Origin of the sequence: Rickettsia endosymbiont of Ceutorhynchus obstrictus (assembly GCF_964026565.1) — a bacterium.
Taxonomy (GTDB): Bacteria; Pseudomonadota; Alphaproteobacteria; order Rickettsiales; family Rickettsiaceae; genus Rickettsia.
The window spans coordinates 1703744-1728544 of sequence record NZ_OZ032162.1 but is presented as its reverse complement, the minus strand read 5'-3'; the positions used below and the strand labels follow the sequence as shown (position 1 = coordinate 1728544).

The following is a 24801-nucleotide window of genomic DNA, read 5'->3' as shown; positions in this document are numbered from 1 at the left end:
AAACAACGAAATCAACTAAGAGCGCGGCAATGTCGGAATTAATAAACTTTACCAAAGAAAGGCTTACGAAGATTGCTATACCTGCAACCGGTATACGGGTTTACAGGGACAGCAAAGAGCGTGGGCTTATCCTTATTGCATCGTACGGCGGTAGTAAAGTTTTTTATCTGTACAAAACCATTGACGGTAAGCCTGAAAGGATAAAGCTCGGTGAATTCCCTTACATTACCATCGATGAAGCGAGAATAAAAGCAATTGAGCTAAAAACCCAAGTAGCAAGAGGCATCAATCCCGTAAAGGAGAAGAAAGCCCAAAAAGCCGCGTTGCAGGGTACCTTGAGTTTGAGAGAGCTTTTTAATCGGTATATTGATGATTACGCTAAGCATAACGTCGTAACCTGGGAACGCCTTGTGTTGCAGATGAATAGGCAAGCAAAAACTTTGTATGATAGGAAGTTGTTAGATATCACGACGGAAGACATACAAAGCGTTTTTAATGACTTGACCGTGAGGATAAGCAAAGTAACGGCTAATAGGTTTTTAACGTTAATAAATGCGGTATTGAATAAAGGCGTTAAGTGGCGACTGCTTGAGAAGAATCCGGCTATTTCGGTTGAACGTCATCGGGCAAATAAACCTCGTATCCGTTATATTACCAAGGAAGAAATGCCGAAGTTTTTTAAAGCCGTAGAAGAAGGGAAGAACCGCATTATGGCGGACTTTTTCTTAATGGCATTATTTACGGGTTGCAGACGCGGCAACGTTGCGGCGATGCGTTGGGATAATATCAGTTTTGCCGGTTCGGTGTGGCAAATAGAACGCACTAAGAACGGCAAGCCGCAAGAAATACATTTATCGCCGGCAGTAGTTGAGATATTACGCCGAAGACGGCAAGAAAACGCTAATGACCCAAACATTAACGATAATGGTTTTGTCTTTCCAAGCAAAAAAAGCAAAAGCGGACATATAGAAAGCTCGCAATATGCTTGGAGTAAGCTGTGTAACGCTGCCGGTCTTAAAAAAATAATAGTTCACGATTTGCGTAGAACTTACGGGACATGGATGAGGCTAGCAGCAAACGCTGATCGTGAAGTAATCGGCATAGTTTTAGGCCATGAAGCTCTGAAAACTACAGAGATATACGATATTATCGAGAGTGTAGCGGTAAAAAAGTTTAGAGACGTAACTACAAACGCAATGGCAGTATTTAGCGGCACCAAGCCGCAAGATAACGATTTATTCCGACAGTTACGCCAATCTATAAGCGACAGTAGTAACACCATTAGCAAAATACTAAGCGAGTCATCCTTTAATCATCTTATTAATAACGATTCGTTAGCCGGTCTTATTAAAATGCGGGAAATGTCCGAGACGGTCGTACACTCGCTTAATACATATGCATACGGCAATGTAGCCGCCTGATAGATGCCTGTAGCTTTCGACTTATTCGTTCATATTCGGTATTCATAATATTACCGCGCTCCTTCTTATCAGTGTTATATTTATCTTCCAGGCTCAAGAAAACAAGCCGATATATTATTAACTCCCTTGTAAGTTTTTGTTATTATCCTTGCAGCATTCTATAACATAAATCGGTTATCTGGACAATTCACATAAATAGCCTTTTTATATCCTTTTACGTCCAACAGCTACATACCTACTTTAACTACTTAAGTTGCATCTATAAATAGCTTTATAACTCCAATTTACGCCTATTACTTATATAACTAATCGGTAATAACATAATTGTACTATTGGCAGAAAAGCCACCCCCTGCCCATATTATTAACGTTTCTTAACCATTGTGTAAACATCCCTTAGGTTCTAGGCAGGAATACTAGTTAATAGATATTTCTCGCTAGTTTCCCTTATCTCTAGGGGTTTAAAGGGCATAAGTAACTCGTAAATTATTATCTGCGCTATTCATATGCTAGTACGCCTTAACAAATCCCCCGCATTTCGCGGTGTTTTTCCGCCGTTTCGGGGCGTTTCGGGGCGGTTTTTGTCAGAATTCCGTGTAGCTAATAGATAGGGGGGTAGAGTGCTTAAAGTAGGGGTATAGGGGGGAAAGTTGCAGCAGTGGTTTTAAGGAGATTAATCGTTTAATAACAAAATTTTCTAGTTTTTTGTTTTATCGTTTAGAATAGTACAATTTGCTAATAAAACCCTAAGTGACTTTAATTAATATTTAAATACTTTTATAAAAAATCAATTAGATTTTCACCGATTAAGTTAGTAGGTTTTAATTCTTTATTTTCATATACTTTAATGTATGTAACGTAATCGTCAACGATTTTTAATCCTATAGGTGAAATATGTGTCAGAGATTTAGGGACAAAAATTAAAATGTTATTTAAAATATCAAGTGTATGTATTTTATCAATATGTGCTAATTCTATTTCATTTTTTGCAAATACTACTCCATTATTAAATATGCTTCCTTTGCTATTACCGTAATAATAGCTTTTAGGTGTAAATGCGACAACTGCCCCCCTAAATTCGTAAGCATCTTCAGCTTTTGTAATTCTTTTCATGTTTTTATTCATTTAGTTATTACTACTGACTTATACCATAATTTGTAAATGAAACAATTATTTTTTAATATTAAATTAATTACACTAAAAGTAGCAAATCCCTGTTAATATCATTTGTAAAAAGCTCATAAAGCAGCTATAATAAATACAATAAATAAAATTTATATAGTTACAACTTAAAGTTTTAATATGATATTTTTATGAGTGTAAAATACGGCTCTAAAAACTACGGCTTGTTTGATAAATATTTAAGTAAAATCTCTAAAGCTACTATTGATAAATTCGGCTCACTGGAGAATGTTATAATTTTTCTGCAAGAGCTATGCGATACCGGTCACGTGGGGCTGGCGGCGAAAAAGATAACTGACTTGTCGCCGTTAGTCTCTCCACTGCTGCTACATAAAGTTATTCACAATGATCGACATTTAAGCAAATGCGTTAGACTGGCTAAAAATTACTCGGCAGAAATGGCGGAGGCGGTTTTATACGATCGAGCTATTAACGGCTATGAGGAACTAACCTACAATGAGCAAGGGGAATGTATCGCCCGCAAAAAGAAATATTGCCCTAAAAGCTTGCTGGAATATCTAAAGGCTAATTCTCCTAAATATCAAGGCGGCAATAAAAATAACAAGGCTATTAATACTAAAACGCAGGATAACGGCAAGACATCACAATTAAGCGAGATCGGTAATTTTGAAGTGGAGGCATACGGAGCGGATAGTGACAACGATACAGAAACAAGGACGGAATAATAAAAGCTTTAAATTTCCGGTAAATTGGTCGCCTTATCCGTTTCAATTACCTTTGTGGCGTTATTTATATAAGGGCGGCAAGAAAGCTATAGCCGTCTGGCATAGAAGAGCCGGCAAGGATATTATGGGCATTAACTGGATTACGGCGGCAGCTCTTAGAGAAGTCGGCATTTACTGGTATGTCTACCCGACCTACAACCAGGCTAAAATGTCGGTCTGGGACGGCATGACTTTAGAAGGTCGGGCGTATATGTCGTTTATTCCGCCGGCGGCAATTGCTAAAAGCCAACAATATAAACAGCGAATAGTATTTAAAAACGGTTCGGTAATTCAATTTGTCGGGAGTGATCGCTACGCTAGTATCAGGGGTAGCGGTATCAAAGGGGCGGTAATCTCTGAATATTCTTATCACGATCCAAGGGCGATGAGTTCGGTAATTGAGCCGATGGCAATCCGTAACAATGCGTGGTTATTATATTTATATACCCCTGCCGATGACGCAAAGCTAACGCACGGTGAAGAGCTATATTTAAAATATAAAGACGATGAAACGGCATTTTGCGAAATCAAAACAATAGAAGATACTACCGACCACGACAATAAGCCGTTAGTAAAAACGGAAAGTTTAAAGTCGGTGGATATGACCATTGAAGAAATACGGCGAGAATTTTATTGCGACTTTGAAGCTTATCGTTACAAACGCGCCGATCAGGGCGGGACGTTTGTTGAGCAATTAAGGCTTGCCGAAGCCGAAGGACGCATAAATTACGTGCCGCATGATGCGGCTTATAAGGTCAACACCTACTGGGATATCGGCATAGTCGATTATACGGCAATCTGGTTTGTGCAGGAAAAACAAGAGTCGATTGATATTATTGATTTTTATATTAATCGCGGCAAAGGCTTAGAGTTCTATTTAAATCATTTGCGACTACGTCCCTATCAATACGGGCGGAACGTCTTACCGCACGACATGAGCAGGCGACAAATGCCGACCCTAGACACCAGGCTTAGCCAAGCAAACGAAATAGCCGAGAAGCTAGGTTTTGCGCCTTTCGATTTAGGAAGAAAATATTTACGGGAGGAAATGATCAATGAGGCACGGAAGTTATTAAGCAGTAATTACTGCCGGATAGATAACAGAAAATGCCGTGATGGTATTAACGGACTTTATGAGTTTGACGCCAGTAAGCGAGGTACACATGCAAGTTCGACTAGATGCACGGACATAGCGGAAAGCTTTTGTTACTTAGCAATGGACGCAAAAACAGGGAAAGAGAAAGAAATGTTTAGCATTAACATATTACGCTATAATAAGGTAATTAGTGACTATAACGCTTTAGAAAGATAAGAGATAATAAATAAAAGGATTAAAAATATGGGATTCTTTAAAAATCCTCTTAAGGCAATTACCGGAGCGGTAAGTAAATTTGTTCCCGGCGGAAAATATTTAACCGGTCGAGAAACCGAAAGGCAAAAATTCCATTATAACAATGCCTTAAATGCTTATAATAGTTATGCAACGGAGGCGCAAGCAGCTATTGATAATTTAAACAAGCAATTACACGAATCGGCGCAGCGACTGCAAAGTATCGAGCAACAGAAATATCAGCATGGACAGAATAGCGGACACTTACATAATCAGGTGGAGCAATATCAACAAGGCTTACAGAGTTTAGAGCAGCAAAAGATGGGTCTAGGGTCTGAAGCAAACGAATTGCAGGCAGCTTTTGAAGCTTTTAAAAGTAAAGCTCCGTCGCTTGCCGGCAAAATAAGCGAGATGCAGAAACTCCCCGATAATTTCCGGCAGATGTTCGAGTCGGTTTTGCAGCAAAAGGATAGGCTTAGGGGCTTAACCGAAGAAGAAGCAGGCGGCGAGATAAATAAATATCACGCTAGCGTGGATAATTTAAAGAAGCAGAGGGAACAAGCAGAGAATAATATACGCCGGCAGATGGACGCCATAACCAAAGAGCATACAGGGCTTGAGAGTGAAAAAGCTAATTTAGAAAATAGGTTGTCCTCCTATAGCTCGCAGCAAAATAGGCTATTGCAAGATACCGGCAATTTTAATAATGCCCGTACTCAATTAGCGAGTGTTATCCGAAATTATCAGAATGAACAACAAAAATTAGAAAATGAATATAACAGTCATAAGTCGCAGACTGAAAGCCTAAATAGTCAGCTAGATAATTATACTAATGAAGCGCAAACGCATTTAGATAATTTGGGGAATGCGGTAGGTTTTCGGGCAAATAAACTTAAGAAAGCTAACAGGCTAACCGGTTTAACTCAAGGAGCAGCACTTGCAGCTTTAACATTCGGTGCGGGTATGTATCTAGCTCCTGCCGCTGCCGCGGGTAGTGCGACCGGAGCAGCTGCAACCGGTGCCGGAGCTGCCGCAACCGGAGCTGCTACATCCGGGTCTTTCGGTGCTTCTATGCTTGGGTCACTCGGAACGGGCTTACAATATGCCGCGCCTTTGCTTGGTATCGGTCATTATATAAATATGATGAATAAAGGCAAAAGCCTTGGGGGGTGGGATAGAACAATATTGGACGGCGGAGGAGCAGGAGGCTATAATAATTCCGCTTCCTTAGGGCAATACGGGTTATTCGGTAACAAAATCGCTATTCCTGAACTTGGCGGCTTAAAACAATCGCTATCGCATTTTAATATGCCGACTATACCGAAGATACAGGACTTGCCGCAATTAAGCGAGTCTTTAGGTAAAATTACCTCACTCGGAGATATTGAAACTTTAAGTTTAGGACTACCGCAAATGACTTCGGCGGACGGCAAAAAATACAGCTCGGAAGTGTTATATAGTGCGGATTTTCTCAAGAAACTTAAAAAAGTCTCGCACAAATTAGGAGTGCCGTATTTAAAGGGAAATATAGCAGCGGCAAATAATAATAGGAGTAATGTAATTTATGCGTGATGAATTAAGTAGTAAAATAGAATATTTTGAGACAATAAAGACCAAACGGGAAAAATGGGGAACTGTCTGGGACGAGCTAAAAAAATATGTCTGCCCGCAAACCGCAACTAATAAGGAAATATTTGACTCTACTGCCATATGGTCAAGGGAGCAATTAGCTTCAGGACTACAAAGCTTAATGGTTAATCGAGCTATTAAATGGTTTAGTATTAATTTGTTAGAACAAAGCGGGGGCGGCGAAGACGAACAACAATTAAACGAGCTACCGGAAGTTAAATTATGGCTGGAGATAGTAGAGAATAATATATTAAATGTTTTTAATAATCCCGGATCAAATTTTTATAATCAAATACACGAGTTTTTTTTAAATTTAGCGGCATTCGGGACAAGTATATTTTACGTTGAAGAAGAGCCGAGCTTGCAATCGGGTTTATTCTTTCGCAATATCAGTTTAAGAGAATGTTATTTTGAGGAAGATAAATACGGTTTTGTTAATTCGATGTATCGTTTGTTTAATATGAACGTTAAAACAGCCGCTAGCAAATGGGCAGATTTTGCACCGTTTAAGGATAAGCTGCTTAAAAGCCCTGACGAACAAATAGAGATATTGCATATCGTCGCCCCCGCAGATGACAGCGGTAAAAAGAAAAGTTTAGCTTATACATCACAATATATTTATTTAGCCGAACAACAAGTAATTTCGGAAGGGGGATATTCATATTTTCCATTCTTTGTAACACGCTGGATCAAGGAAGAAGGGGAAGTATACGGCTATGCTCCTGCTCATCACGTGTTGCCGGATGTTAAGCTGTTAAACTCCTTGAGACAAATTACGCTGAAAGTAGCGCAGAAGCAACTAGACCCGCCTTTATTAGTGCCTAAGGATGGCTATTATTTGCCTCTCTATACTACACCGGGATCGGTTAATTTCTATCGTAACGGCATGGCGGATAAAATAGTACCGCTTACCGGTATGGAGAATATCTTACCGACCGAGATAGAACAAAACCAATGTCGGGATGCCGTATTTAAAGCCTTCTATATTGATATCTTTCGCATGCAGAAAGAAAATAAAGAAATGACCGCTTTAGAAGTGCAAATAAGGAATGAGGAACAAATGCGGCTAATGTCGCCGATGGTCGGCAGAATTGAAACGGAGTTTTTAAATCCGCTAATTAGAACTATTTACGGGATATTGCTTAAATATAATAAATTGCCGTTATTGGAAGGCGTAGAGAATACGCAAATAGATATTGCTTATACTTCACCGCTAACGAGAGCGCAAAAGTCATCGGCAATTAGCAGTATGGAGCAGGTTATAGGATTTTTCCAACGGAGCGGCATTATTAATTTATGCCCCGAAGTTTACGACAATATCAACTGGGATTTATGTTTTAAATTATTCTTTGAGCTACGAGGCGCGCCGCAATCGGTATTAAAGAGCGACCGGGAAGTAATGCAGCTAAGGCAGCAACGTAAATTGCAGATGCAACAACAACAAATGGGACAAGCAGGCAATGAAAATTTTAATTGAAGCAGCTAGTACGGAGCTAGATAATTCAGATATTAACCTTACTATAAAAAAAGCCAAAGATTTAACTGAAATTTATAGTAGAATATTTACCTCAAAGGATGGTATAATGATCTTAGAGGATTTGGCAAATATGAGCGGCATGTATCGCAGCAACTTTATAGTCGATAATGATAGGGACACGGCTTATTTAGAAGGACAGAGGGCTTTGTTCTTATATATCTGTTCGCAGCTGGAAAATGATATAAATAATATGGAAGGTAATTTATGAATACGCAAACACAAAGATATTTAGACCCTACAAATGATAGCTTATTTAAAAAAATTTTTCATGATTTGGGAAGACTAAAGGAATTTATCAATAATATACTTGATTTGCCGGAAGGTTATAGAATTAAAGAAATAGAATTTATACCGGTAGAGCAATTACCTAATATTGACAGAGGAAAGAGGAGCGTATTTGATTTAAAAGTAAAAGATGAATCGGGTAATTGGTATATTATTGAGATGCAAAAAAGAAACGAAAGCGATTATTTAAAAAGAGTACAATATTATTCCGCTCATTCATATACTCAACAACTTACGGCAGGAATAACACATAAAGATTTATTGCCGGTGGTAGTTATTTCCTTAATGAAGACTAAAGTATTTGACAATGAAGTACCTTATATAAGTTTTCATAAAATGACAGAAACTAAAACGAATAAACAATATTTATTTGATTTTTCATATGTATTTATTGAGCTTAAAAAGTTTAAGAAAGATCAATTAACTAATATTGCCGATGAGTGGTTACATTTATTTAAATGTGCAGAAAAAGAACATAAACCCCCGGCAAATATTAAAAGCAAGAAGGTGTTAGAGGCTTATCACGCTATAGAATTACATAACCTTACTCCTGAAGAGTACGACGCATATATAAGAGCAAAATTATTAGAAGATGCTGAAGAAATCGCTTTAGCTGAACATTTTGAAAAGGGTGTTGAAGAAGGTATTGAGAAAGGAATAGCTGAAGAGAAAATAAGAATAGTAAAGAATTTATTAGTTAAAAATATAGATATAAATACCATATCGGAAATAACAGGGTTATCGGTAGAGGAAATAAAGGAGCTAAAAGAGTAATAACTTATATTTAGGTAGGTCGCTCCCCGCTACGCAGTAAAACGACCATAAAAGGATGCCGTGTTGAGCAAAAAAGCCCAAACCTGCAAAACGACGCAGTCACGACATAGATTTATTATAATACTAAACAATTCAACCCACAAGAATTATTTTATAGATAGGTTGAAAAAATAACCTTCTTTTAATGAGGAATAAAAAATATGCTAGAAGAACAAAATACATTACAAGACGATAATATAGGGGAAGCTGCGACCTCTTGGCTTTCTTCTTTACCGGATAATTTACGCAGTTCTGAATCTTTAAGCAAATTCAAGGATATACCGGCACTAGCAAGTAGCTATTTAGAAGCAGAGAAAAGCTTAAATAGCCGTGTGGCGATTCCGAAAGCCGAGGCAGCCGATGAAGATTGGCATAAATTTTATGCTCGTTTAGGCTTGCCGGAAGATAAAAAATATACGGATAATCGAACGGCAGAAGATGAGCCATATGTAAAACAATATGAAGAAATGTTTTATCAAAGCGGCTTAAGTAAGCGGCAAGGCGAGAAGTTGCTTGCAGGGTTATATAATTATTCTATGGATTTGCAGAAGAAACAGCAGGAAGAGCTAGAGGGCTTGCGCAATTCAAATGTTGAGTGGTTAAAGAAACATTATAACGACGGCTTTGATAGTAAAATGCAGGTGATGCAAGCGGCACTTAGTAAATTCGGCACGAAAGAATTAGCCGGTTTAATAGAGGAATCACATTACAGTCCGCCGCTGGTTGATTTACTTGTTAAAGTCGGTGAAACGTTAAAATCCGACTCACTTGTCACAGGTAGCGAAAAAGCCGTAATTACAGGAGCAGAATCGGCATTAAAAGAGATAAAAAGACTTGAATCCGATGAGGGTTTTATGATAAAATTAAAGGATAAAAGCCATACGGGACACAGTGAAGCAGTGACCCAAAGGCGGCAATTATACGATATCGCTTTTAATAAGAAGTGATAATATTCACGAGTGATAACTTCGATTAGGTCGCAAACATAGCGGTAACCTTTTAAAAAGAAGCCACGAATAATATTAAAGAAGATATTTATTTAAGGTTAACAAATTTTTAAAAGGTTACAAATATGGAACAAATTACCGAAGGGCTAAAAGAAGAATTCGCCCGCAACATTCAACTAGTCATCCAGCAAGAAGGTTCAAAACTCCGTAAATTCGTTACGAACGAGTCACAGGATACGGAAGTCATCCAATTTGAAACGATGCACACCCACGAAGCTTTGCCGAGACATAGAACGGCGGCAGGCTATCATGAACCCGGTGACGGTAATGAGAATAAACTTGAAAAACTAACCGAATTTAAAACTCCAAGAATTACTAGACGCCAAGCAACAGCGCAAGCCTATTATTGGACGGCTGCCATGGATAGAAACGATAAGCTTAATCTGCTTAGCGATCCGACTAGTAAATTCCCGAAACTTGCCGGCTGGGCGATCGGCAGAAAACAAGACCGGATAATTATAAATAGCTTTGCCGGAGCTGTTAACGGCGGCAGAACGGGGCAAAATATTATTTACTTTGACGTAGTAAATAACGTTATTCCGGTCGGTGCTAAGCTTGTTGATACTACCCTTGCACTGCATGCAAATAGTTTGGCAGGAGTTCATAACGGACAGCAGGGAGCAAACGCCAAGGAAGCAATGCAAGCCGGCGGGTTAACAGTCGAGAAGCTACTTAAAGCTCATCAATTACTTAAAAAACATAGTTTCGGGGCTGATGAAAAATATTATTTAGTTTGCTCCTCTCATCAAATAGGCAATTTGCTACGAGACAGTCAAGTAACAAGCTATGACTATAACAGCGTTAAAGCACTGGTTAGCGGTGAGGTAAATAGCTTTGCCGGATTCAACTTTATCATTACCGAGATGCTAGGGGGTATTAGCGGCACGACAAACTCCATAAGAGATTGTTACGCCTTTACGGAAAGCTCTATAAGGTTCGGCACTGTTACGGGATCGGTGGAGCGGCAAATAGATAGGTTAGTGCAATATCATTATGCACCTAGCTTATACTATTCCGAGAGTTTCGGCGCAACTAGAACCGAAGAGGGGCAAATTGTTTGCATTAAATGTTTAGAGCCTGCAGATAGCGCGGGACATGTGGGCGATCATTGGAAGGCGGCAGCAGACAATGCACATTTTAACGGCGCAGTACATGCAAGTATCGTCCCACAGCAGATGATAGGAGCGCAATGTCGTAATGTCGATAATACGGCAAATATTGCAGTTGAGGCTTTAGAAGCGCTATTATTGAAGTGATGTTAAAATGAAACAAGAAATAATCCGCAAGGCTATAGTAGTTTTGGGGTCAAGTAGCAACATTCAGAGTAGTATCCAAAACGGTAATGCTGCCAGTAAGGCGGAAAATCTTTGCGAGGAGTTTGTAGAAGCTTCTATTGAGGAAAGTATATTATCGGTTAAATGGGGATTTGCTTTAAAGCGAATTGATAATATCGAAGGAGAAGCAACAGGGTTTAAGTTACTCCCGGATATTACCGACTGTGTCAAAGTAGCGGTGATAGTGCCGTCTAATTTGGAATTTTATATTGAAGCGGGTAGAATATATTTTAAAGGTAATCGCCTTACTTCAATTTTTTACTATTCCGGCAAAGTGATTGAGTTACTACTTACCGGTGACGGCATAGCTTGGCAAAACGTACCGCAGAGTTTTAAACTCCTTGCTAGTCTCGGTTTAGCTGCGCAAGTAGCTTTTGCGATGTATTCGGATAGTTTATTTGCCGACGGCTTAAAAAGGCAATATTTAATCAGGCTGGAGGAAGCAAGGCGTATCCACTCTATCGGTTACAATCTAGTTAACTCCGGTGAAGTGTAATTTTAAAAAAGTCTTATGGGCGAGCAATTTATCTATTCACAAAAAAACAATTTTTCAGGCGGGGAACTAACGCCGACCATTGAAGGACGCACCGAGCTTGGACTATATCAAAACGGCGCAAAGAAATTATTAAATTACGTAATTTTGCCTTCCGGCGGTATTATGCGCAGACACGGCACGCCTTTTGTGCATTTGTTTAAGGAGAATGTGCCGCGGAAAATAATAAGTATAATGTTCTCAAGGAAGTTATCATATTTATTAGTTTTCGAGGCTCATCCGCTTAAAACTAGTTGTTCGTTTTTTGTTAACGGCAGCTTGTTTTTAACGACTAAAATATTAAAGGATCAAGGTCAGGATTTTCGTTTTAGGATTAAAGATTTTTCTTATTGTTGCTTTCAAGGAATAGCTTATATAAATTTCGGTAGCGGTGAAAGCGGCATTAACAGACCGATATTTAAGTTTTCAGTCGATCCGGAAATTGTCGAAAAGTTTTATACTCATTTAGCAGCACAACAACAATTAACCCCTGCTAGCGGTACTATAGCAGCAGCTCCTGAAACGGCGGCAAATTTTCTAGAAAAGGATAAGCTATTTATTATTGAGCCGCTAAAGGCACATGTAAATTATTATAAGCAAATACAAAATAATAAGACAATACAAAGACCTTTTAATGAAGTTATTTATAACGCCGAAATCGATAAAATAAACGATGAGCTTAAAAGACTACATAGTCAAGCAAGTAACAACGTCTATGAACAGCAACAACAACAATTATATTGTAGTTCAGTCGTTACTTTTGAAAATCGTTTATGGTGTTTCGGAGCTAATAAAAATATTCATGCAATTTGGGCAAGCTATAAAGGCGATTTTAACGATTTTCGTATGGCATATAAAACTTTGCTTGAGGCACGTAATCCGTTAACTTCATTTTCCGCGACTTTCTCATCGGCTACCTTTGATAACGTCTTATGGTCTATTCCTTTCTCTAGTGAGCTATTACTCGGTACTAGCGACGGCATTTATTTAATTAAAGAAGGTGATCGGAGTAAAGGCGAATTTATCAAAATCCAGAAAGAGCTAGATATACCCGTATCGCCGATAAAGCCGGTTATCATCGGTAAAACGATATTTTTCGTTGAAGGTAGCGGCTCGAAAATCAATAGCCTCTATTACTCGCAAGAAAAGGGCGGCTTTCAGTTATACGATATAACAGCTTATGCGGAACATATATTTACTAGCGGCATCAGGCAAATAGTGGGCATTAATAGCCCGTTCTCGATGATTTTCGCGGTACTTAAGGACGGCTCTTTTGCTAGCTTTACCTATTCGCAAGATTTAAAAATCATGGGCTGGACGCCGCAAATGCTCGGCGGTAATAACGCTACAGTGCTAAGTATTACTCCCATTTACGGCGATAATGAAGATAAGTTATATTTTCACGTTCGGCGTTCGGATGATATAGGTAAAGGCAGCAAAGAATATCTAGAAGTGTTACATCCTAAATATTTTACTGCCAAAAATAATGAGATGCATAAGCCGGTTTATCTAGATTGTTACGTTAATATTACCCGCCCCGATGAAGAGGCATTAAATCATAATATTATGCAAGCTATAAAAGATGATAGCAGCGTCGAGTTTCGCGGCGACACTACTAAGCTTGAGAATATAATACAATCACAAGCGGCGAATATTTTAAAACTCAACATCGACAATATTGATATCGATAATAATTTTAAATACGGCAATAAATTAGTTAGAGATTACGGCGTTGAGAGTGAAGCAATAAAAACTTTTCTAACGAAATACTATAAGGAGCAAATGCCGGCAATTATGGAGCTTATGGGAGCTTCATTTGCTTTTTATCGGATATTTAGCAGTTTTTACGTAACATTTGAGAATATTTTTGGCGGTGAGCCTGAAAGTCTGGCAATAGCGGAGCAGCTAGTTAATGACGGGGAAAGGCTTAGCAACGATATAATACAAACAATAAATAATATAACGGCACAAAACTTAAATATTGCGCAAATCTTTAATGATAATAATAACGGCGGAATAATTGAGTATGTAGCTAATAATGCCTTTTCATTTAATGTAACTATTTGTGAGAAGATTAAACAGCTAGATATAAATTTGATTAAATCCATAGTAACAGTAAGTAAAGAAATCATAAAAGCCGCCAAAAGCGTTATCGATATAAAATTTGAAGAAGCTAAGGAGCTAAAGGAAATGCATAAGAGCGTTGCCGAGCTTAATAATAAATTACTGTTATATTATGCTAATAAAAATAATGATAATAAAAAAGAACTGTTAGTTAATTTAAAGAAATTCTTTAATCATCAGGCTATAGGCTTTTACGGCGCAATGCTAGATGTTACTCATCCGACTTTAACAAAATATTTATTTAGTAATGAGCTAAAAGAATTAATAAAACAACAAGCAATAACGATTAACCAAAATACTAATAAGGAACAGCTGCAAGAAAAAATTACTTTAATAGTAAAACAGCTAGTTAGAAAATTAGAAGAAAAACATAAAGCAAGAAGAGCCGAGGAGATTGTTACCGGTAAACGACAAGAAGAGATTTGCGAGTTATTACGTAGTATTCTTCTAGAGAAAAATTTAGAGGAAAGAAGTAAGAATTTTTTACTGACCGATAAGTTAAACGAACATATTGAAGAAGTTATTGAAAACGATACATCCCTTAATTATGAGAGTGACGCAAGCGATAGATCAAAGGGAGTAGAAAGCGAGACCGACGAGGAACAAGCAATAAGCGTTAAAGTATATAATTTAATGCAAGATATGCGGCAGAATTTAAAAAGCTTTCATAGTACGATAATTGAGTATTGTACGTTAATTATGCCGAATACTCACCCGATATTGCTGAAAAGCATATTAGAAGACGAAAAAAGCATTAAGCTAGAAAAGTATTTATTGCTATCGAAAAAATATATGCCGTTATTTAAAAAGATGTTGCCAAATATCGGGCAGTATGAGCTTGGCGTAATAGCTCGGCATTGTCTGCCGTCCTTTGATCAAATTAGCGCGTCCTGGTTACTGCCGATTTATCAAAATAATATGGCGGCGATTGTCGGCGATGAAGAGTTACAAGATATTAAAATTATCGATAACGAGCTGATAAAGCTAAAACAGCCGGTAAGGTTTTTATCGGTAGACTTTAATTATAGTTCGGTGTTACAGACATTTCCGTTTATCTTTCCGGATGAGGTTGAGCATGCGCCTAAAAGCAGCGTTGAGATCGGTTTGAAAGTTTTTAACAGTAAAGGCGGTTATATCGAGGAAAAGCTAGCCAACGGCGAAATTAACAAGCAGCATATTAATAGTAGCTATTTAGATACCGACAATTTAGTCAGGTTTGCCAATGGTAAGAAATATTTAGCTATTAAGGAAGTAACGAGTAACCTTGCCACGCCGTACAAATCAGGCTGGGTAAATTTTGTTTTAAATAGTCAAATTAACACCGACGTAGATTTTACTTTTGTCGTCAATAAGCCTTATCCGGCAAGTATTTTAAAGATATATGCCAAGGCGAAAATACTAGCTAGTTATAAGGGATTATAAAGTGAGGGGAAAATAAAGAAATTTATTAAAAAGCAAAAAACCACCGCAATCCACAGTGGTTAGATGCCAACCGAGTTCCCCAGTCCAATATAAATAATATAGCAAAATAATAAATAAGACAAGAAAGTAGAGTAACAACAATAAACGTTATAGCTCTCATAGGAAAAAAGAACTATAACGCTTGTACTTTAGGTTTGAGTTTTTAGCTCAATTTTAATCTATAATATAATAATTTATTATGCAAGTAGGAAAATGTTTAACTTTTTAGATTTTTTCGGCAGTTCCGGCGGTGCGGGAGTGTTTGCGGTAGGTAGTTCGTTAGTTAACAGCTATGCGCAATTACGAGCTAATAAGGAGAGGAATCGGCAAGCTTTATATGAACAGCAACACGCTTTAAGGGCTAACCAAGAACATTATAGATTTGACGCACGACAGTTAAAGGAAAGAGAAGCGGAATATAGCGAAATATGCAACTATCACGTCGATATGCTGCGACAAAACCAATTATCGAATCGGCAGCAATTAGGGTTTAATATCCTCAAAAGCGGTATCGGTATTACTGCTACGGATTCGGCAGGTTTATTATTGCGTCATCAGGCTTATATGGACGAGATGAAAGCTAGAAGCGTTGAAGCCGAATATTATAGTAATAGACCGCGATCAAACATAAATCCGGCAATGTTAGGGCTTAATAATGAGGCAATAAACCGCAATATTGCCGGTATTAAATCAGCTGCGCCTTGGCAACAATTAGGTAGTATTGTCGGCGGCATTAGAGATTTAGCTAGTATTGCAAAGGTTGGAGAATAGACAAATGAAATGGCAAGCAATCGCCAATGTTACCGGTCAAATTAACGAAGAAGCTAAGGGCTATTTAGTTCGTAAGCTTGAAAAGGACGCGAGCGCTGAAGTGCCGCATTTATGGGCTGATTTTATTACCGAGACTAGCGGGCATTTACACAATTCACAAAGTAATATTGAAATATCGCCGAGCGGTAAAACAGGCGGTTTTGCCGTAGTAACTAAATTTGACGAGTTACACCCCGATCATCTGGAAAGCGGTAAGCAATTTATTAATTATGCGTTAGATAAATACGATCAAAGAGCGGTGGGGTATCTGGCAAATGTTAAAAATCCTTTTACTCGGAGATCTCTACAAAGCAAGATCGGCGATTACCGCATACACCTAACTAATCAAATCAATCATACGGAAATAAAATTAATTGACGGCAAGCGTCACCATATGGCGATTGAATCAATAGAGAAATCAAAAAACGCAGTTTATAATAATCCTGAACTTTACGGGAGTTTTTTACAAGATTCTTTTACGGCAATAAATTTATTATCGCTACCGCTACAAGAGAAAGAGCAGCTAATATATCAATCACAATCGGCATTAGCGGCAGCTTCAGCAAATAGTATGCTAAAGAGATCGCCGGAAACTTTAATTAATCAAAGCAGATTACCGCCTGAAGCACAACCTTTATGGTTACAGCATTTAAGTTTAGAACAAAAAATAAAATTAGGCAATAACGCCGATAATATATTACAGCAAAAACAAGCTATAAAACAACAGCAAATAAAATCTGCCTTACCCTCTCACTATGCTAGCATCCTTAAAACAGGTTCGGGCGTTACCGGTTTTGAGAATTTACTTAATAGTAGCTTTGCGCCGAATGATCCGAATTTGTTAAAGATTAAACGGGATGAAGCTTTATATAAACAAGCATCAGAGGTAGCCGAGCAACTAAAAAAAGCACCTTTAAGCGAAGGGAATAAGATATTAGCCGAGATTGCGCCCAAAGGCGGTGAAATTGATTATCTAGATAGGGAACGAATGCATCATATATTAGTACAAAATCATCATGACGGGCTTAAGACTGCCTTAAGCGATCCCGCAAAATATATAGAAGAGTTATTTAGTGAAGAAATGCCGCAAAGCTCATCATTAGCGGAGCGTTGTGTAGTACGCAAGCAATATCAGCAACAAAAAGGCATACCGGAATATGCGCAAAGATGTTTAACCAATGATGAGAAAGCGGAGTTTTTAAGAAGAATTGAAGGCGGCGGCAACAATATTAATCAGGTAAAAAATACTATCGATAGTATTATCGGACTGAAAGACGAGAACGGCAATAATTACGGATTAACTATTATGGAGGAGATTTTTAGCGGCACGGATAGCGAATTATTTATAAGCCTTTACGCCGATAATAGATTATATAACCGCAATATTGCCGATATATTTTTAAAGATGATTCCTTATAAAGGGCAGTTATTTAATGCCGGCGAAGAAAGAGAATATAATAAATTTATTGCTGAAAATAAAACGCTGCAAGAATGGCAAAGTAATATATTCCGGCAAGGTGAGCAAAATACTAATGAAATCAGCGAAAGAAAACAAGAAATCAAATATTTAGCTCTGCATTACGCTAGAAACGGGCAATTAAAGCCTAAAGAGGCAATAGAAAAAGCTACCGAGATCGTTATTAAGCAGCGATATATGTCGGTTACCAAGGATAAGCTACAAATACCGCAACAGTTAATAACAAATAATATGATCCATAATTTGGATGAAGATTATATTGAGGCTAATCTTGCGGAGCGGCACAGTAATATTATTAACGGCAATATTAATTACGATTATCATATTAATTTTGGCGCAAATTGGCAAGATGGGCAGAGTCTCATAGTAAAGGCATTACAACAAGGTCAATGGAAATTAACGCCTGACGGGAAAAGTGCATATTTTACCTTTTTAACTGAAGAAGGTACTTATCAGCCATTAATGGAGAAAGAAGGAAAAATATTAACATTTGATTTGATAGATTTAAATAACCCGCAAGGATTAGAGAGACAAAAGCGGGAATTTGAGCAAATGAGTTTAGAGATATATAATAAATTTGGCCAATAAAGCGAAAGTTTAATAGTAATAATAATTTAATAGATTTAATAATGTTCGGAAGACATCCACAACTTTTAATACCTGAATCGGCAGCACATCGCAACGTATTTGATATTTTAAGCGTTAGCAAAATGGATGTGTGGGAGGCTGCAGCACGTCAAGCTTACGCGGATAGTCCAAGCATAAGCAGTTTGTGGGATCCCGAGAATTTAAAATATCTTAGCGATCCGGAGTTTGCCGACATTCAACAATTAGGACAAGACGGGTATTTTGATAAGAAAAGAATCACTAAGGAAGAGTTTACAGCAGATTATAAAGATTCGGGATTAGAGTATGACGCTAATTTTACTAAAGAAAAAATAGACGATATTTTAGAGCGACGCAAACAACGAGAGATTAACGAGTATATCATTGCTAAAGGCAAAGGCGGAGTAGTTGAGGCGATCGGCAAATTTGGCGTGGAGGTGGTGGCAAGCAACTTATCACCGATAAATATAGCGGCTTCTTTTATGCCGATCGGCGGACAAGCTAGATGGGCAGTTGCAGCGTTTAAATATGGCGGATTTAAAACCGGTTTAGTTAAAGGATTTATCGGCGGAGCTATAGGACAAGCGGCAATAGAGCCTTTTTTATATAAAGAGCGAAATTTTGAACAAAGGGAATATAGCTTAAAGGATAGTGCCATAAATATTTTACAAAGCGGTTTATTCGGTTCAGCTTTGCACGGTCTCGGCTATTCAGCTAAATATTTAAAAAATCGTTATTTTGCCACCCCTGAAACTTTAGCCCCGGAAATAAAAACCGGTCATGCGGTAGTAGATAGTCAATTTAAGGCAAATATTCAGGCAGTACTTAATGAATCCGATCCTGGGCAATTATCGACTGCGCCGTTAAGCGGTTCTACTCTGCATCAGTTACAAGCGGCAAAATTAGAATTAACGTTAAAAGCCGATAGGCATTTTCCCGAGTATTTTAATCAATATAAGAAAGTAGCAATTTTAGAGCAAAATTTACATGAAAAGTTTTACACCGATAATAACATTAAAGCCGTACCTAGTCATTTAAAGGCAAGGCTACAAAATGAGCAAACAAAATTAGAGCTATTAAAAGAGCAATATGTTAATGAACCGGCATTTTTAGAATATTTAAATAAAGCAGGGGAATTAGACAAGGCAATAATAGTTAATTTAAGAAAAGAGCAATTTGATTTAAAAGGCTATAATTTATCTATAGAAGATTTATATATTGCAAGATCGCAATTAAACGAGGGTAAGCATATAAATTTAGACAATCCTGAAAATGCCGAATCGTTTTATGAGGGAGGCGGCAAGGTAGACGATAAAATTGTTAATACGGAAACGACAAGTTTACCGGAACAACTAGCATCGCTTGAGAATGATATAGCAACTTTGCCGCAAGAATATATAGCAGAATATAATAAAGAGCTGTTTACTCTAGATGCAACAATTAAAATAGTCGACGAAGCTATAACAAAAATAAAACAAGGTCGTAAGGAAAAAGATATTGAGAAGCTACTTAATGCGCTATCACGAATTGATGCGGAGTTAGCCGGGGAATTAACTAGTATTTATAAAAAACATATCGGCGAAAAGAAATTAAGCAAATTAGAGCGGAATAAAACTTTAGAGACAATTAGCATTAATTTAAGAAGTAAGAATTTTCTACAGCGAAGAAATACGGCATTAAATTTAATCAAGCTAGCGGATAGTGAGAGCTTTGTACGTAGATTTACCAATAAAATTAAAGGTATTTTTGAATATTTAAAGCAAGTAGATTTAAGACAAAACGCCGTCGAGAGAGAAATATTACACGGCTTTATCCACGACTTAGAAAAAGCTAAATTAGTTGAAATATATAGAGATAAAAATTTTGAGCAAGCAATAGCGCAAGAATTATGGAATATCACCCATCCGGATAAAATAGATAGCGGCAGCAATCAAGCTAAAGCGGCGGCGGGAATAATCCATAAATGGCACACATACGCAGCTAATAGGGCAAATCTCGGCGGCGCACACATAAATTTTTTGCCCGGTTATATAACAAAGCGCACTCATAACGCCGAGAAACTAAGAGCGGCAGGCTTTAACAAATGGCTTGAATTTATAACGCCGCTGCTTGATTTGAAAAAAACCGGGGAAGTTGATTTTAGGCAAATATATAATGATCTAGCTACTAGCACGCATTTAAAAGATTTAGACGAACATTTAAGTACGTCGTTTAGTAAAAATATTCCGGGAAGTAACGGCGCTAACATTGCTAAGGTAGTTTCAGCAAATAGAGAGTTACGTTTTAAAACTGCTGAAGCAGAATTAAAATATTTATATGAGTTCGGTAATTATTCCAAACCTAATATTGTCGATAAAGTTTTAAGCCCGCTTTTACCTGAAAGGTCTTTTTTAGCCGAGTCAATTGTAAGCGACTTAACTAAAATGGGGCGAGCTATCGGCATAATGGAGGTGATGGGTTCTAAGCCGCAGGAAATGCTGACCTCGTTACGTAATAGTTCTATTAGAGAGTTGCAAGAAAAAGCAACCGTGAATCACGGTTTTTTTAGCCAGTTTAAAACTTTAAAAAGAGCAGGTAAATTTGATAACCAGTTACAGTTGATGCTGGGGGTACGTCCGGAGATACCTTTAGTTGACAGTATTTTAGGTAATTACCGATCGTTAAAATGCATGTCGAGTTTAGGCAGCACGCTTATTAGTTCATTCCCCGATATTGCTACTTTTATAACCGAGCTACAAAATAACGGTATGCCTTTCCTTGAGTCTTACGCTAGTAGTCTTAAAATACTAACTAACGCTTTTAATCCAAAGGAAAAGAAAGAATGGGTATTTTATTATCGCATAATTTGGCTAAAAAAATATCAACTGCCAAATCTTTTAACGAGATACAGCAAAATTTGCAAACTCTCCTTACACGTTACGGAATTGGTGAAAGTAATTGGCATTTATATAAAAATCTTATCCAAAGCGTCAAGGGCAATCAATATATAATACCGGATATTAATTTGTTACCTGATAATATAATAGACCTACATTTAAAAGCGCAAGGCAAAATAGTAAATGAACTAAATAGAACAAGATTAAAACAAGACCTAACCAACAATTTACAACGATATTTTATTGACCGAGTAGATACCGCTATTCCTACCCCTCATACGGCAGAACAAAGCGCAATGCAGTTGGCAGGTCTTGGCATAAAACCGGGCTCACCGATGGCGGCAGTTATTAAGTGTTTGATGCAGTTTAAAACTTTTCCTTATAGTTATGTAATTCGTCCATTAAAAGCTGTAACGATTGATCAAATACCGATTCATGAGCAACGAGGCTATGGGTTATTTGACAAAGGCACCTGGCAAGACGTAGCTAAAACAATGCGTAACCCCACTACTCTTAAGATATTTCCGCAGCTAATGCTCGGTACTACGGGGCTTGGTTATTTATCGCTTAACGCCGGAAGGTTATTAAAGGGTCAAGAGCCGGTAGGTTTAAACGAGGAAGGCGTATTTGCTGCTTCTCTAATGAAAGGCGGCGGGCTTGGTTTATACGGTGATTTTATCTTTGGCGAATATGATCGTTACGGGCATAATCTAGTAGAAAGCTTAGCCGGACCGATCGGCGGCGATTTAATCGATATCGGCAAAATCTATACGATGGCAAGAAACGGCGACCCGAAAGCACAAGAATTATTAACTAGAATGCTGAAAAGAAACGTCCCGGGGCGTAATTTGTTTTACCTTACTCCCGCCTTGTTTACGGTTGAGAATTACTTAAAATAATACTACCTATAAGTGTTTTATTTAATGCAAATCCCCCCTGTTTATGGTATAATAAAACTATAAATAAAGTTATATAAATACAGATAGTTAAGGGGAAGTTTGCCATGCGTAAGATAACTAAAACATTTAAATCACCGCTAAAGATCAGAAAGCTTAAAAAGCTAATGAAAGATGTTTATAAAGCCAAATCGAACCACTTAGCGGAAATAGCCAAATTAAATCTTAAGAAGAATATTATACCGAAAGACGTAGAAAAAATTGAGATAGAAATTAACAGCTTAATCGGTAAAGAATTAATTACCCTTCCCCATAACTCATTAACATTTTTAACCGGTGCTACTCCGCCTTTTTCGCAAGTCGATAATAATAGCGTTATAGAAGATCAATATATAGTATTGCCCTGGTCTATTAGTTCAAACGGAGGCAGGGAAGCATTAAAAAGTTTAACTAGTAAAATTCCGCTGCTGCCGATAAGTTTAACTTATACGATACATGTTAATATCAATTAGGGTAGTAATCAAAGTTATCTTGATACTACTCAAAGCACCGCTAGGGAGCCGGCAATTATACCGCAATCCCCATTACCGGCAACGGAACAACCGGAAGTAATTACCGAAGTCATGGAAGATTATAGTTGGACGGGTAGCAGTTTCTCGGAAGATAACGAAGAAATGTTATTAACCGAAATAGATAAGTTGCGGCAGGAGTTAGAGAGTACAAAAAACAATTATAATAATGCGGCAAATGACGTAACCGCCAAGAATCGCCAAATTAGCAATTTACAAATACAAATAAATAACCTAAACGGACAAATAAATCAAAAACAGCTGGAAATAAGTAATTTAAATAATCAGCTTAGTCAAAAAAATAATCAATATACTAATATATCTAATCAACTTGCTTCGGTGCAAACCCAAACTAATAATTTAACGCAGCAAATACGAAATATACAGTATGAAGCTGACGTTAATAATCGTAAATTTCTCGATGCTAAATATAAGTTAGATATGATAAGGCAAGGCGGAGAGGTGTATATGTGTTCCGATTTAGGCGATGCCGTACAATTTAGGGTAAGATGGTTTACCGGTTCATTTAGAGTTTATAGAGATGCTAATTTTGATAATAAACATTTTCAAATATGGCGATCTCAAGAGCAATATAATAAGCTAATAGTATAAAAATATCAATGATGAAAATAACGGGTAAATTAATATGTTAACAATTATCGGCAGTTTAATAGGCTTCCTTAGTAGCTTTGTGCCGGAAATTTTAAATTTCGTTAAGGACAAGAAGGACAAAGAGCATGAGCTAAAGCTAATCAATTTACAAATAGAAGCGGCAAAAGCAAACCAAACTTCAAAACTGGCCGCGGTGAAAATCCAAGCGGATACGGAGGAAAGTAAATATTTATACTTACATGCCGCGCCTAGCAGTGTTAAGTGGGTTGATGCGTTAGCGGCTTTAGTGCGTCCTTTAATTACTTTCATGTTCGTTTTATCGTATGTTTATTTTAAACATAAATATCAAGGTACGATAGTCGAAATATGGACGGAAGAAGATCAGGGAATATTTAACACTGTTATATGCTTCTGGTTCGGCAATCGTGCCATTAGCAAATATAAGAAATAAGGACAATATTAATGGCTTCTAGAAAACACGCCAAAGATTTAATTAAACAATTTGAAGGTTTGAGGCTTAACGCTTACCTCTGTCCTGCGGGGGTTAAAACAATCGGCTACGGGCATGTGATAAAGCCGCATGAACAAGCCAAAATAGGTGAGAGTATCAGCAAAGAACAAGCCGAGCGGTTACTTGAGGAAGACGTAACACAAGCGCAAAGAATATTATATAAATATTGCAGCGTTTATTTAAGCATACCCCAAAAAGCCGCCTTAATCTCGTTTATCTTTAATTGCGGCAGCGGGGCGTTTCAGGCATCAACCTTGCGGCAAAAGCTCAATCGCGGTGAATATTCTAGTGCTGCCGATGAGCTGCTTAAGTGGGTTCACTCTGGAGGTGTCAGGCTTAACGGCTTAGTGAAACGGCGAGCATTAGAGCGAGCAGTATTCTTAAATGAGGTGAATTTATATTTGCCGAGCTATAGAAGAGCGATAACTAGGGACAATATGCAAGACGATAGTAAGCATTACGGCAATAGCATAACCGGTATTATTGCGAGTTCAATAAAAGGTTTGTTCGGCAGATTCAAAGGGGTTGCTCCTGCTTTGGGGCATAAATAACAAATGGATAGATTGTTAGAAGCAACAGAAGAGACAATTGAAGCTTCAATTGATTCATGCAATGCAATAATGCCGTTTGATATGTCTGATAAGCTACCGGAGCCGCAAACAAATATAGATGATAATATAATCGAAGCTAGTAAAGAAATAGCTAAAATAGTCCAAGACCTCCACAAACTCCAGGAGCTAAAGCAAATACTACATGCTAAAGAAGATGACTTAAAAGATATCGTTACAAATTATATGGGGCTACACACCATTTTAACCATTAACACCAAACCCCTCATCTCATGGAAAAACTGCACTCGTAGCAGTCTAGACCTTGCAGCTTTCAAAGCCGAATATCACGAACTTTACGGGCTGTTTCTCACAGAAACGACTAGTAGAGTATTTAGATTAAGCTAATCAAATGAAATCTTACAATAATATTCTCTAGTTATTATCTCACTTTTTAACGTTATATTTAATTTTTTAACCTTTTTTATTTGACTTGTTGCCGGTATACTTGTAATTA

The 24801-nt window shown here is 37.7% G+C and carries 20 protein-coding genes and 1 pseudogene; 20 read left to right on the top strand and 1 reads right to left on the bottom strand.

All coding sequences use genetic code 11. The features are described 5' to 3' along the window. Positions 1 to 29: 29 nt before the first annotated feature. The gene (locus tag AAGD64_RS09900; RefSeq protein ID WP_341793303.1) at positions 30 to 1421 is read left to right on the top strand and encodes a tyrosine-type recombinase/integrase; all 1392 of its coding nucleotides are present in this window, start codon (positions 30 to 32) and stop codon (positions 1419 to 1421) included. A gap of 776 nt (positions 1422 to 2197) precedes the next feature. Here AAGD64_RS09900 and AAGD64_RS09895 read toward each other — a convergent pair. After that, complete coding sequence (locus AAGD64_RS09895; protein ID WP_341793302.1) at positions 2198 to 2533, bottom strand: hypothetical protein; 336 nt, start codon at positions 2531 to 2533, stop codon at positions 2198 to 2200. 200 nt (positions 2534 to 2733) lie between these two features. On the opposite strand from AAGD64_RS09895, the gene AAGD64_RS09890 reads away from it, so the two are divergent. The 19 genes and pseudogenes from AAGD64_RS09890 to AAGD64_RS09800 all read left to right on the top strand — a co-directional run bounded on the left by AAGD64_RS09890 (position 2734) and on the right by AAGD64_RS09800 (position 24692). Then, positions 2734 to 3288 (top strand): hypothetical protein, encoded by a 555-nt coding sequence (locus AAGD64_RS09890; RefSeq protein ID WP_341793301.1) that lies wholly within the window; start codon positions 2734 to 2736, stop codon positions 3286 to 3288. Beyond that, entirely contained in the window at positions 3257 to 4639 is a 1383-nt protein-coding gene (locus AAGD64_RS09885; RefSeq protein WP_341793300.1) for a hypothetical protein, read from the top strand. The genes AAGD64_RS09890 and AAGD64_RS09885 overlap by 32 nt, the downstream gene beginning before the upstream one ends. A 27-nt stretch (positions 4640 to 4666) precedes the next feature. Next, positions 4667 to 6229, top strand: a complete 1563-nt coding sequence (locus AAGD64_RS09880; RefSeq protein ID WP_341793299.1) for a hypothetical protein — start codon at positions 4667 to 4669, stop codon at positions 6227 to 6229. After that, positions 6222 to 7763 carry a portal protein gene (locus AAGD64_RS09875; RefSeq protein WP_341793298.1) on the top strand — a complete coding sequence of 514 codons (1542 nt, stop codon included), beginning with the start codon at positions 6222 to 6224 and terminating at the stop codon, positions 7761 to 7763. Before AAGD64_RS09880 ends, AAGD64_RS09875 begins: the two co-directional genes overlap by 8 nt. Then, positions 7747 to 8031 (top strand): hypothetical protein, encoded by a 285-nt coding sequence (locus AAGD64_RS09870; RefSeq protein WP_341793297.1) that lies wholly within the window; start codon positions 7747 to 7749, stop codon positions 8029 to 8031. The genes AAGD64_RS09875 and AAGD64_RS09870 overlap by 17 nt, the downstream gene beginning before the upstream one ends. Continuing rightward, positions 8028 to 8882 (top strand): Rpn family recombination-promoting nuclease/putative transposase, encoded by an 855-nt coding sequence (locus AAGD64_RS09865; RefSeq protein ID WP_341793296.1) that lies wholly within the window; start codon positions 8028 to 8030, stop codon positions 8880 to 8882. Before AAGD64_RS09870 ends, AAGD64_RS09865 begins: the two co-directional genes overlap by 4 nt. 200 nt (positions 8883 to 9082) lie before the next feature. After that, positions 9083 to 9868: a hypothetical protein gene (locus AAGD64_RS09860; protein WP_341793295.1), complete on the top strand. Its 786-nt coding sequence runs from the start codon at positions 9083 to 9085 to the stop codon at positions 9866 to 9868. A gap of 125 nt (positions 9869 to 9993) precedes the next feature. Then, complete coding sequence (locus tag AAGD64_RS09855) at positions 9994 to 11184, top strand: phage capsid protein (protein ID WP_341793294.1); 1191 nt, start codon at positions 9994 to 9996, stop codon at positions 11182 to 11184. Positions 11185 to 11191: 7 nt separating this feature from the next. Beyond that, on the top strand, positions 11192 to 11758 hold the full coding sequence (locus AAGD64_RS09850; protein WP_341793293.1) for a hypothetical protein: 567 nt from the start codon (positions 11192 to 11194) through the stop codon (positions 11756 to 11758). A 15-nt stretch (positions 11759 to 11773) separates the two neighbouring features. Continuing rightward, positions 11774 to 15340, top strand: coding sequence for a hypothetical protein (locus AAGD64_RS09845; RefSeq protein WP_341793292.1), 3567 nt, complete (start codon positions 11774 to 11776; stop codon positions 15338 to 15340). 252 nt (positions 15341 to 15592) lie between these two features. Beyond that, positions 15593 to 16150 (top strand): hypothetical protein, encoded by a 558-nt coding sequence (locus AAGD64_RS09840; RefSeq protein WP_253307822.1) that lies wholly within the window; start codon positions 15593 to 15595, stop codon positions 16148 to 16150. A gap of 4 nt (positions 16151 to 16154) precedes the next feature. Further along, a complete protein-coding gene (locus AAGD64_RS09835) occupies positions 16155 to 18254 on the top strand; it encodes a hypothetical protein (protein ID WP_341793291.1) in 2100 nt (699 codons plus the stop codon). Between the two features lie 41 nt (positions 18255 to 18295). Continuing rightward, on the top strand, positions 18296 to 21262 hold the full coding sequence (locus AAGD64_RS09830; protein WP_341793290.1) for a hypothetical protein: 2967 nt from the start codon (positions 18296 to 18298) through the stop codon (positions 21260 to 21262). Between the two features lie 14 nt (positions 21263 to 21276). Beyond that, positions 21277 to 22047: a hypothetical protein gene (locus AAGD64_RS09825; protein ID WP_341793289.1), complete on the top strand. Its 771-nt coding sequence runs from the start codon at positions 21277 to 21279 to the stop codon at positions 22045 to 22047. A 104-nt stretch (positions 22048 to 22151) separates the two neighbouring features. After that, positions 22152 to 22556, top strand: a complete 405-nt coding sequence (locus tag AAGD64_RS09820) for a hypothetical protein (RefSeq protein ID WP_341793288.1) — start codon at positions 22152 to 22154, stop codon at positions 22554 to 22556. Between the two features lie 111 nt (positions 22557 to 22667). Next, complete coding sequence (locus tag AAGD64_RS09815) at positions 22668 to 23225, top strand: hypothetical protein (protein WP_341793287.1); 558 nt, start codon at positions 22668 to 22670, stop codon at positions 23223 to 23225. 34 nt (positions 23226 to 23259) lie between these two features. Next, entirely contained in the window at positions 23260 to 23676 is a 417-nt protein-coding gene (locus AAGD64_RS09810; protein WP_341793286.1) for a hypothetical protein, read from the top strand. 11 nt (positions 23677 to 23687) lie between these two features. Continuing rightward, positions 23688 to 24107, top strand: a pseudogene (locus AAGD64_RS09805) (lysozyme); the annotation flags it as partial. A gap of 183 nt (positions 24108 to 24290) precedes the next feature. Next, positions 24291 to 24692, top strand: coding sequence for a hypothetical protein (locus AAGD64_RS09800; RefSeq protein WP_341793284.1), 402 nt, complete (start codon positions 24291 to 24293; stop codon positions 24690 to 24692). Positions 24693 to 24801 lie beyond the last annotated feature (109 nt).

What these genes read in the sequence shown, in the direction of transcription:
- AAGD64_RS09835 (WP_341793291.1), top strand. Translation starts at nt 16,155, where the DNA reads ATGAAATGGCAAGCAATCGCCAATGTTACCGGTCAAATTAACGAAGAA.
- AAGD64_RS09870 (WP_341793297.1), top strand. Translation starts at nt 7,747, where the DNA reads ATGAAAATTTTAATTGAAGCAGCTAGTACGGAGCTAGATAATTCAGAT.
- AAGD64_RS09855 (WP_341793294.1), top strand. Translation starts at nt 9,994, where the DNA reads ATGGAACAAATTACCGAAGGGCTAAAAGAAGAATTCGCCCGCAACATT.
- AAGD64_RS09820 (WP_341793288.1), top strand. Translation starts at nt 22,152, where the DNA reads ATGCGTAAGATAACTAAAACATTTAAATCACCGCTAAAGATCAGAAAG.
- AAGD64_RS09875 (WP_341793298.1), top strand. Translation starts at nt 6,222, where the DNA reads ATGCGTGATGAATTAAGTAGTAAAATAGAATATTTTGAGACAATAAAG.
- AAGD64_RS09865 (WP_341793296.1), top strand. Translation starts at nt 8,028, where the DNA reads ATGAATACGCAAACACAAAGATATTTAGACCCTACAAATGATAGCTTA.
- AAGD64_RS09815 (WP_341793287.1), top strand. Translation starts at nt 22,668, where the DNA reads ATGGAAGATTATAGTTGGACGGGTAGCAGTTTCTCGGAAGATAACGAA.
- AAGD64_RS09845 (WP_341793292.1), top strand. Translation starts at nt 11,774, where the DNA reads ATGGGCGAGCAATTTATCTATTCACAAAAAAACAATTTTTCAGGCGGG.
- AAGD64_RS09890 (WP_341793301.1), top strand. Translation starts at nt 2,734, where the DNA reads ATGAGTGTAAAATACGGCTCTAAAAACTACGGCTTGTTTGATAAATAT.
- AAGD64_RS09800 (WP_341793284.1), top strand. Translation starts at nt 24,291, where the DNA reads ATGGATAGATTGTTAGAAGCAACAGAAGAGACAATTGAAGCTTCAATT.
- AAGD64_RS09860 (WP_341793295.1), top strand. Translation starts at nt 9,083, where the DNA reads ATGCTAGAAGAACAAAATACATTACAAGACGATAATATAGGGGAAGCT.
- AAGD64_RS09900 (WP_341793303.1), top strand. Translation starts at nt 30, where the DNA reads ATGTCGGAATTAATAAACTTTACCAAAGAAAGGCTTACGAAGATTGCT.
- AAGD64_RS09840 (WP_253307822.1), top strand. Translation starts at nt 15,593, where the DNA reads ATGTTTAACTTTTTAGATTTTTTCGGCAGTTCCGGCGGTGCGGGAGTG.
- AAGD64_RS09895 (WP_341793302.1), bottom strand. Translation starts at nt 2,533, where the DNA reads ATGAAAAGAATTACAAAAGCTGAAGATGCTTACGAATTTAGGGGGGCA.
- AAGD64_RS09850 (WP_341793293.1), top strand. Translation starts at nt 11,192, where the DNA reads ATGAAACAAGAAATAATCCGCAAGGCTATAGTAGTTTTGGGGTCAAGT.
- AAGD64_RS09880 (WP_341793299.1), top strand. Translation starts at nt 4,667, where the DNA reads ATGGGATTCTTTAAAAATCCTCTTAAGGCAATTACCGGAGCGGTAAGT.
- AAGD64_RS09830 (WP_341793290.1), top strand. Translation starts at nt 18,296, where the DNA reads ATGTTCGGAAGACATCCACAACTTTTAATACCTGAATCGGCAGCACAT.
- AAGD64_RS09810 (WP_341793286.1), top strand. Translation starts at nt 23,260, where the DNA reads ATGTTAACAATTATCGGCAGTTTAATAGGCTTCCTTAGTAGCTTTGTG.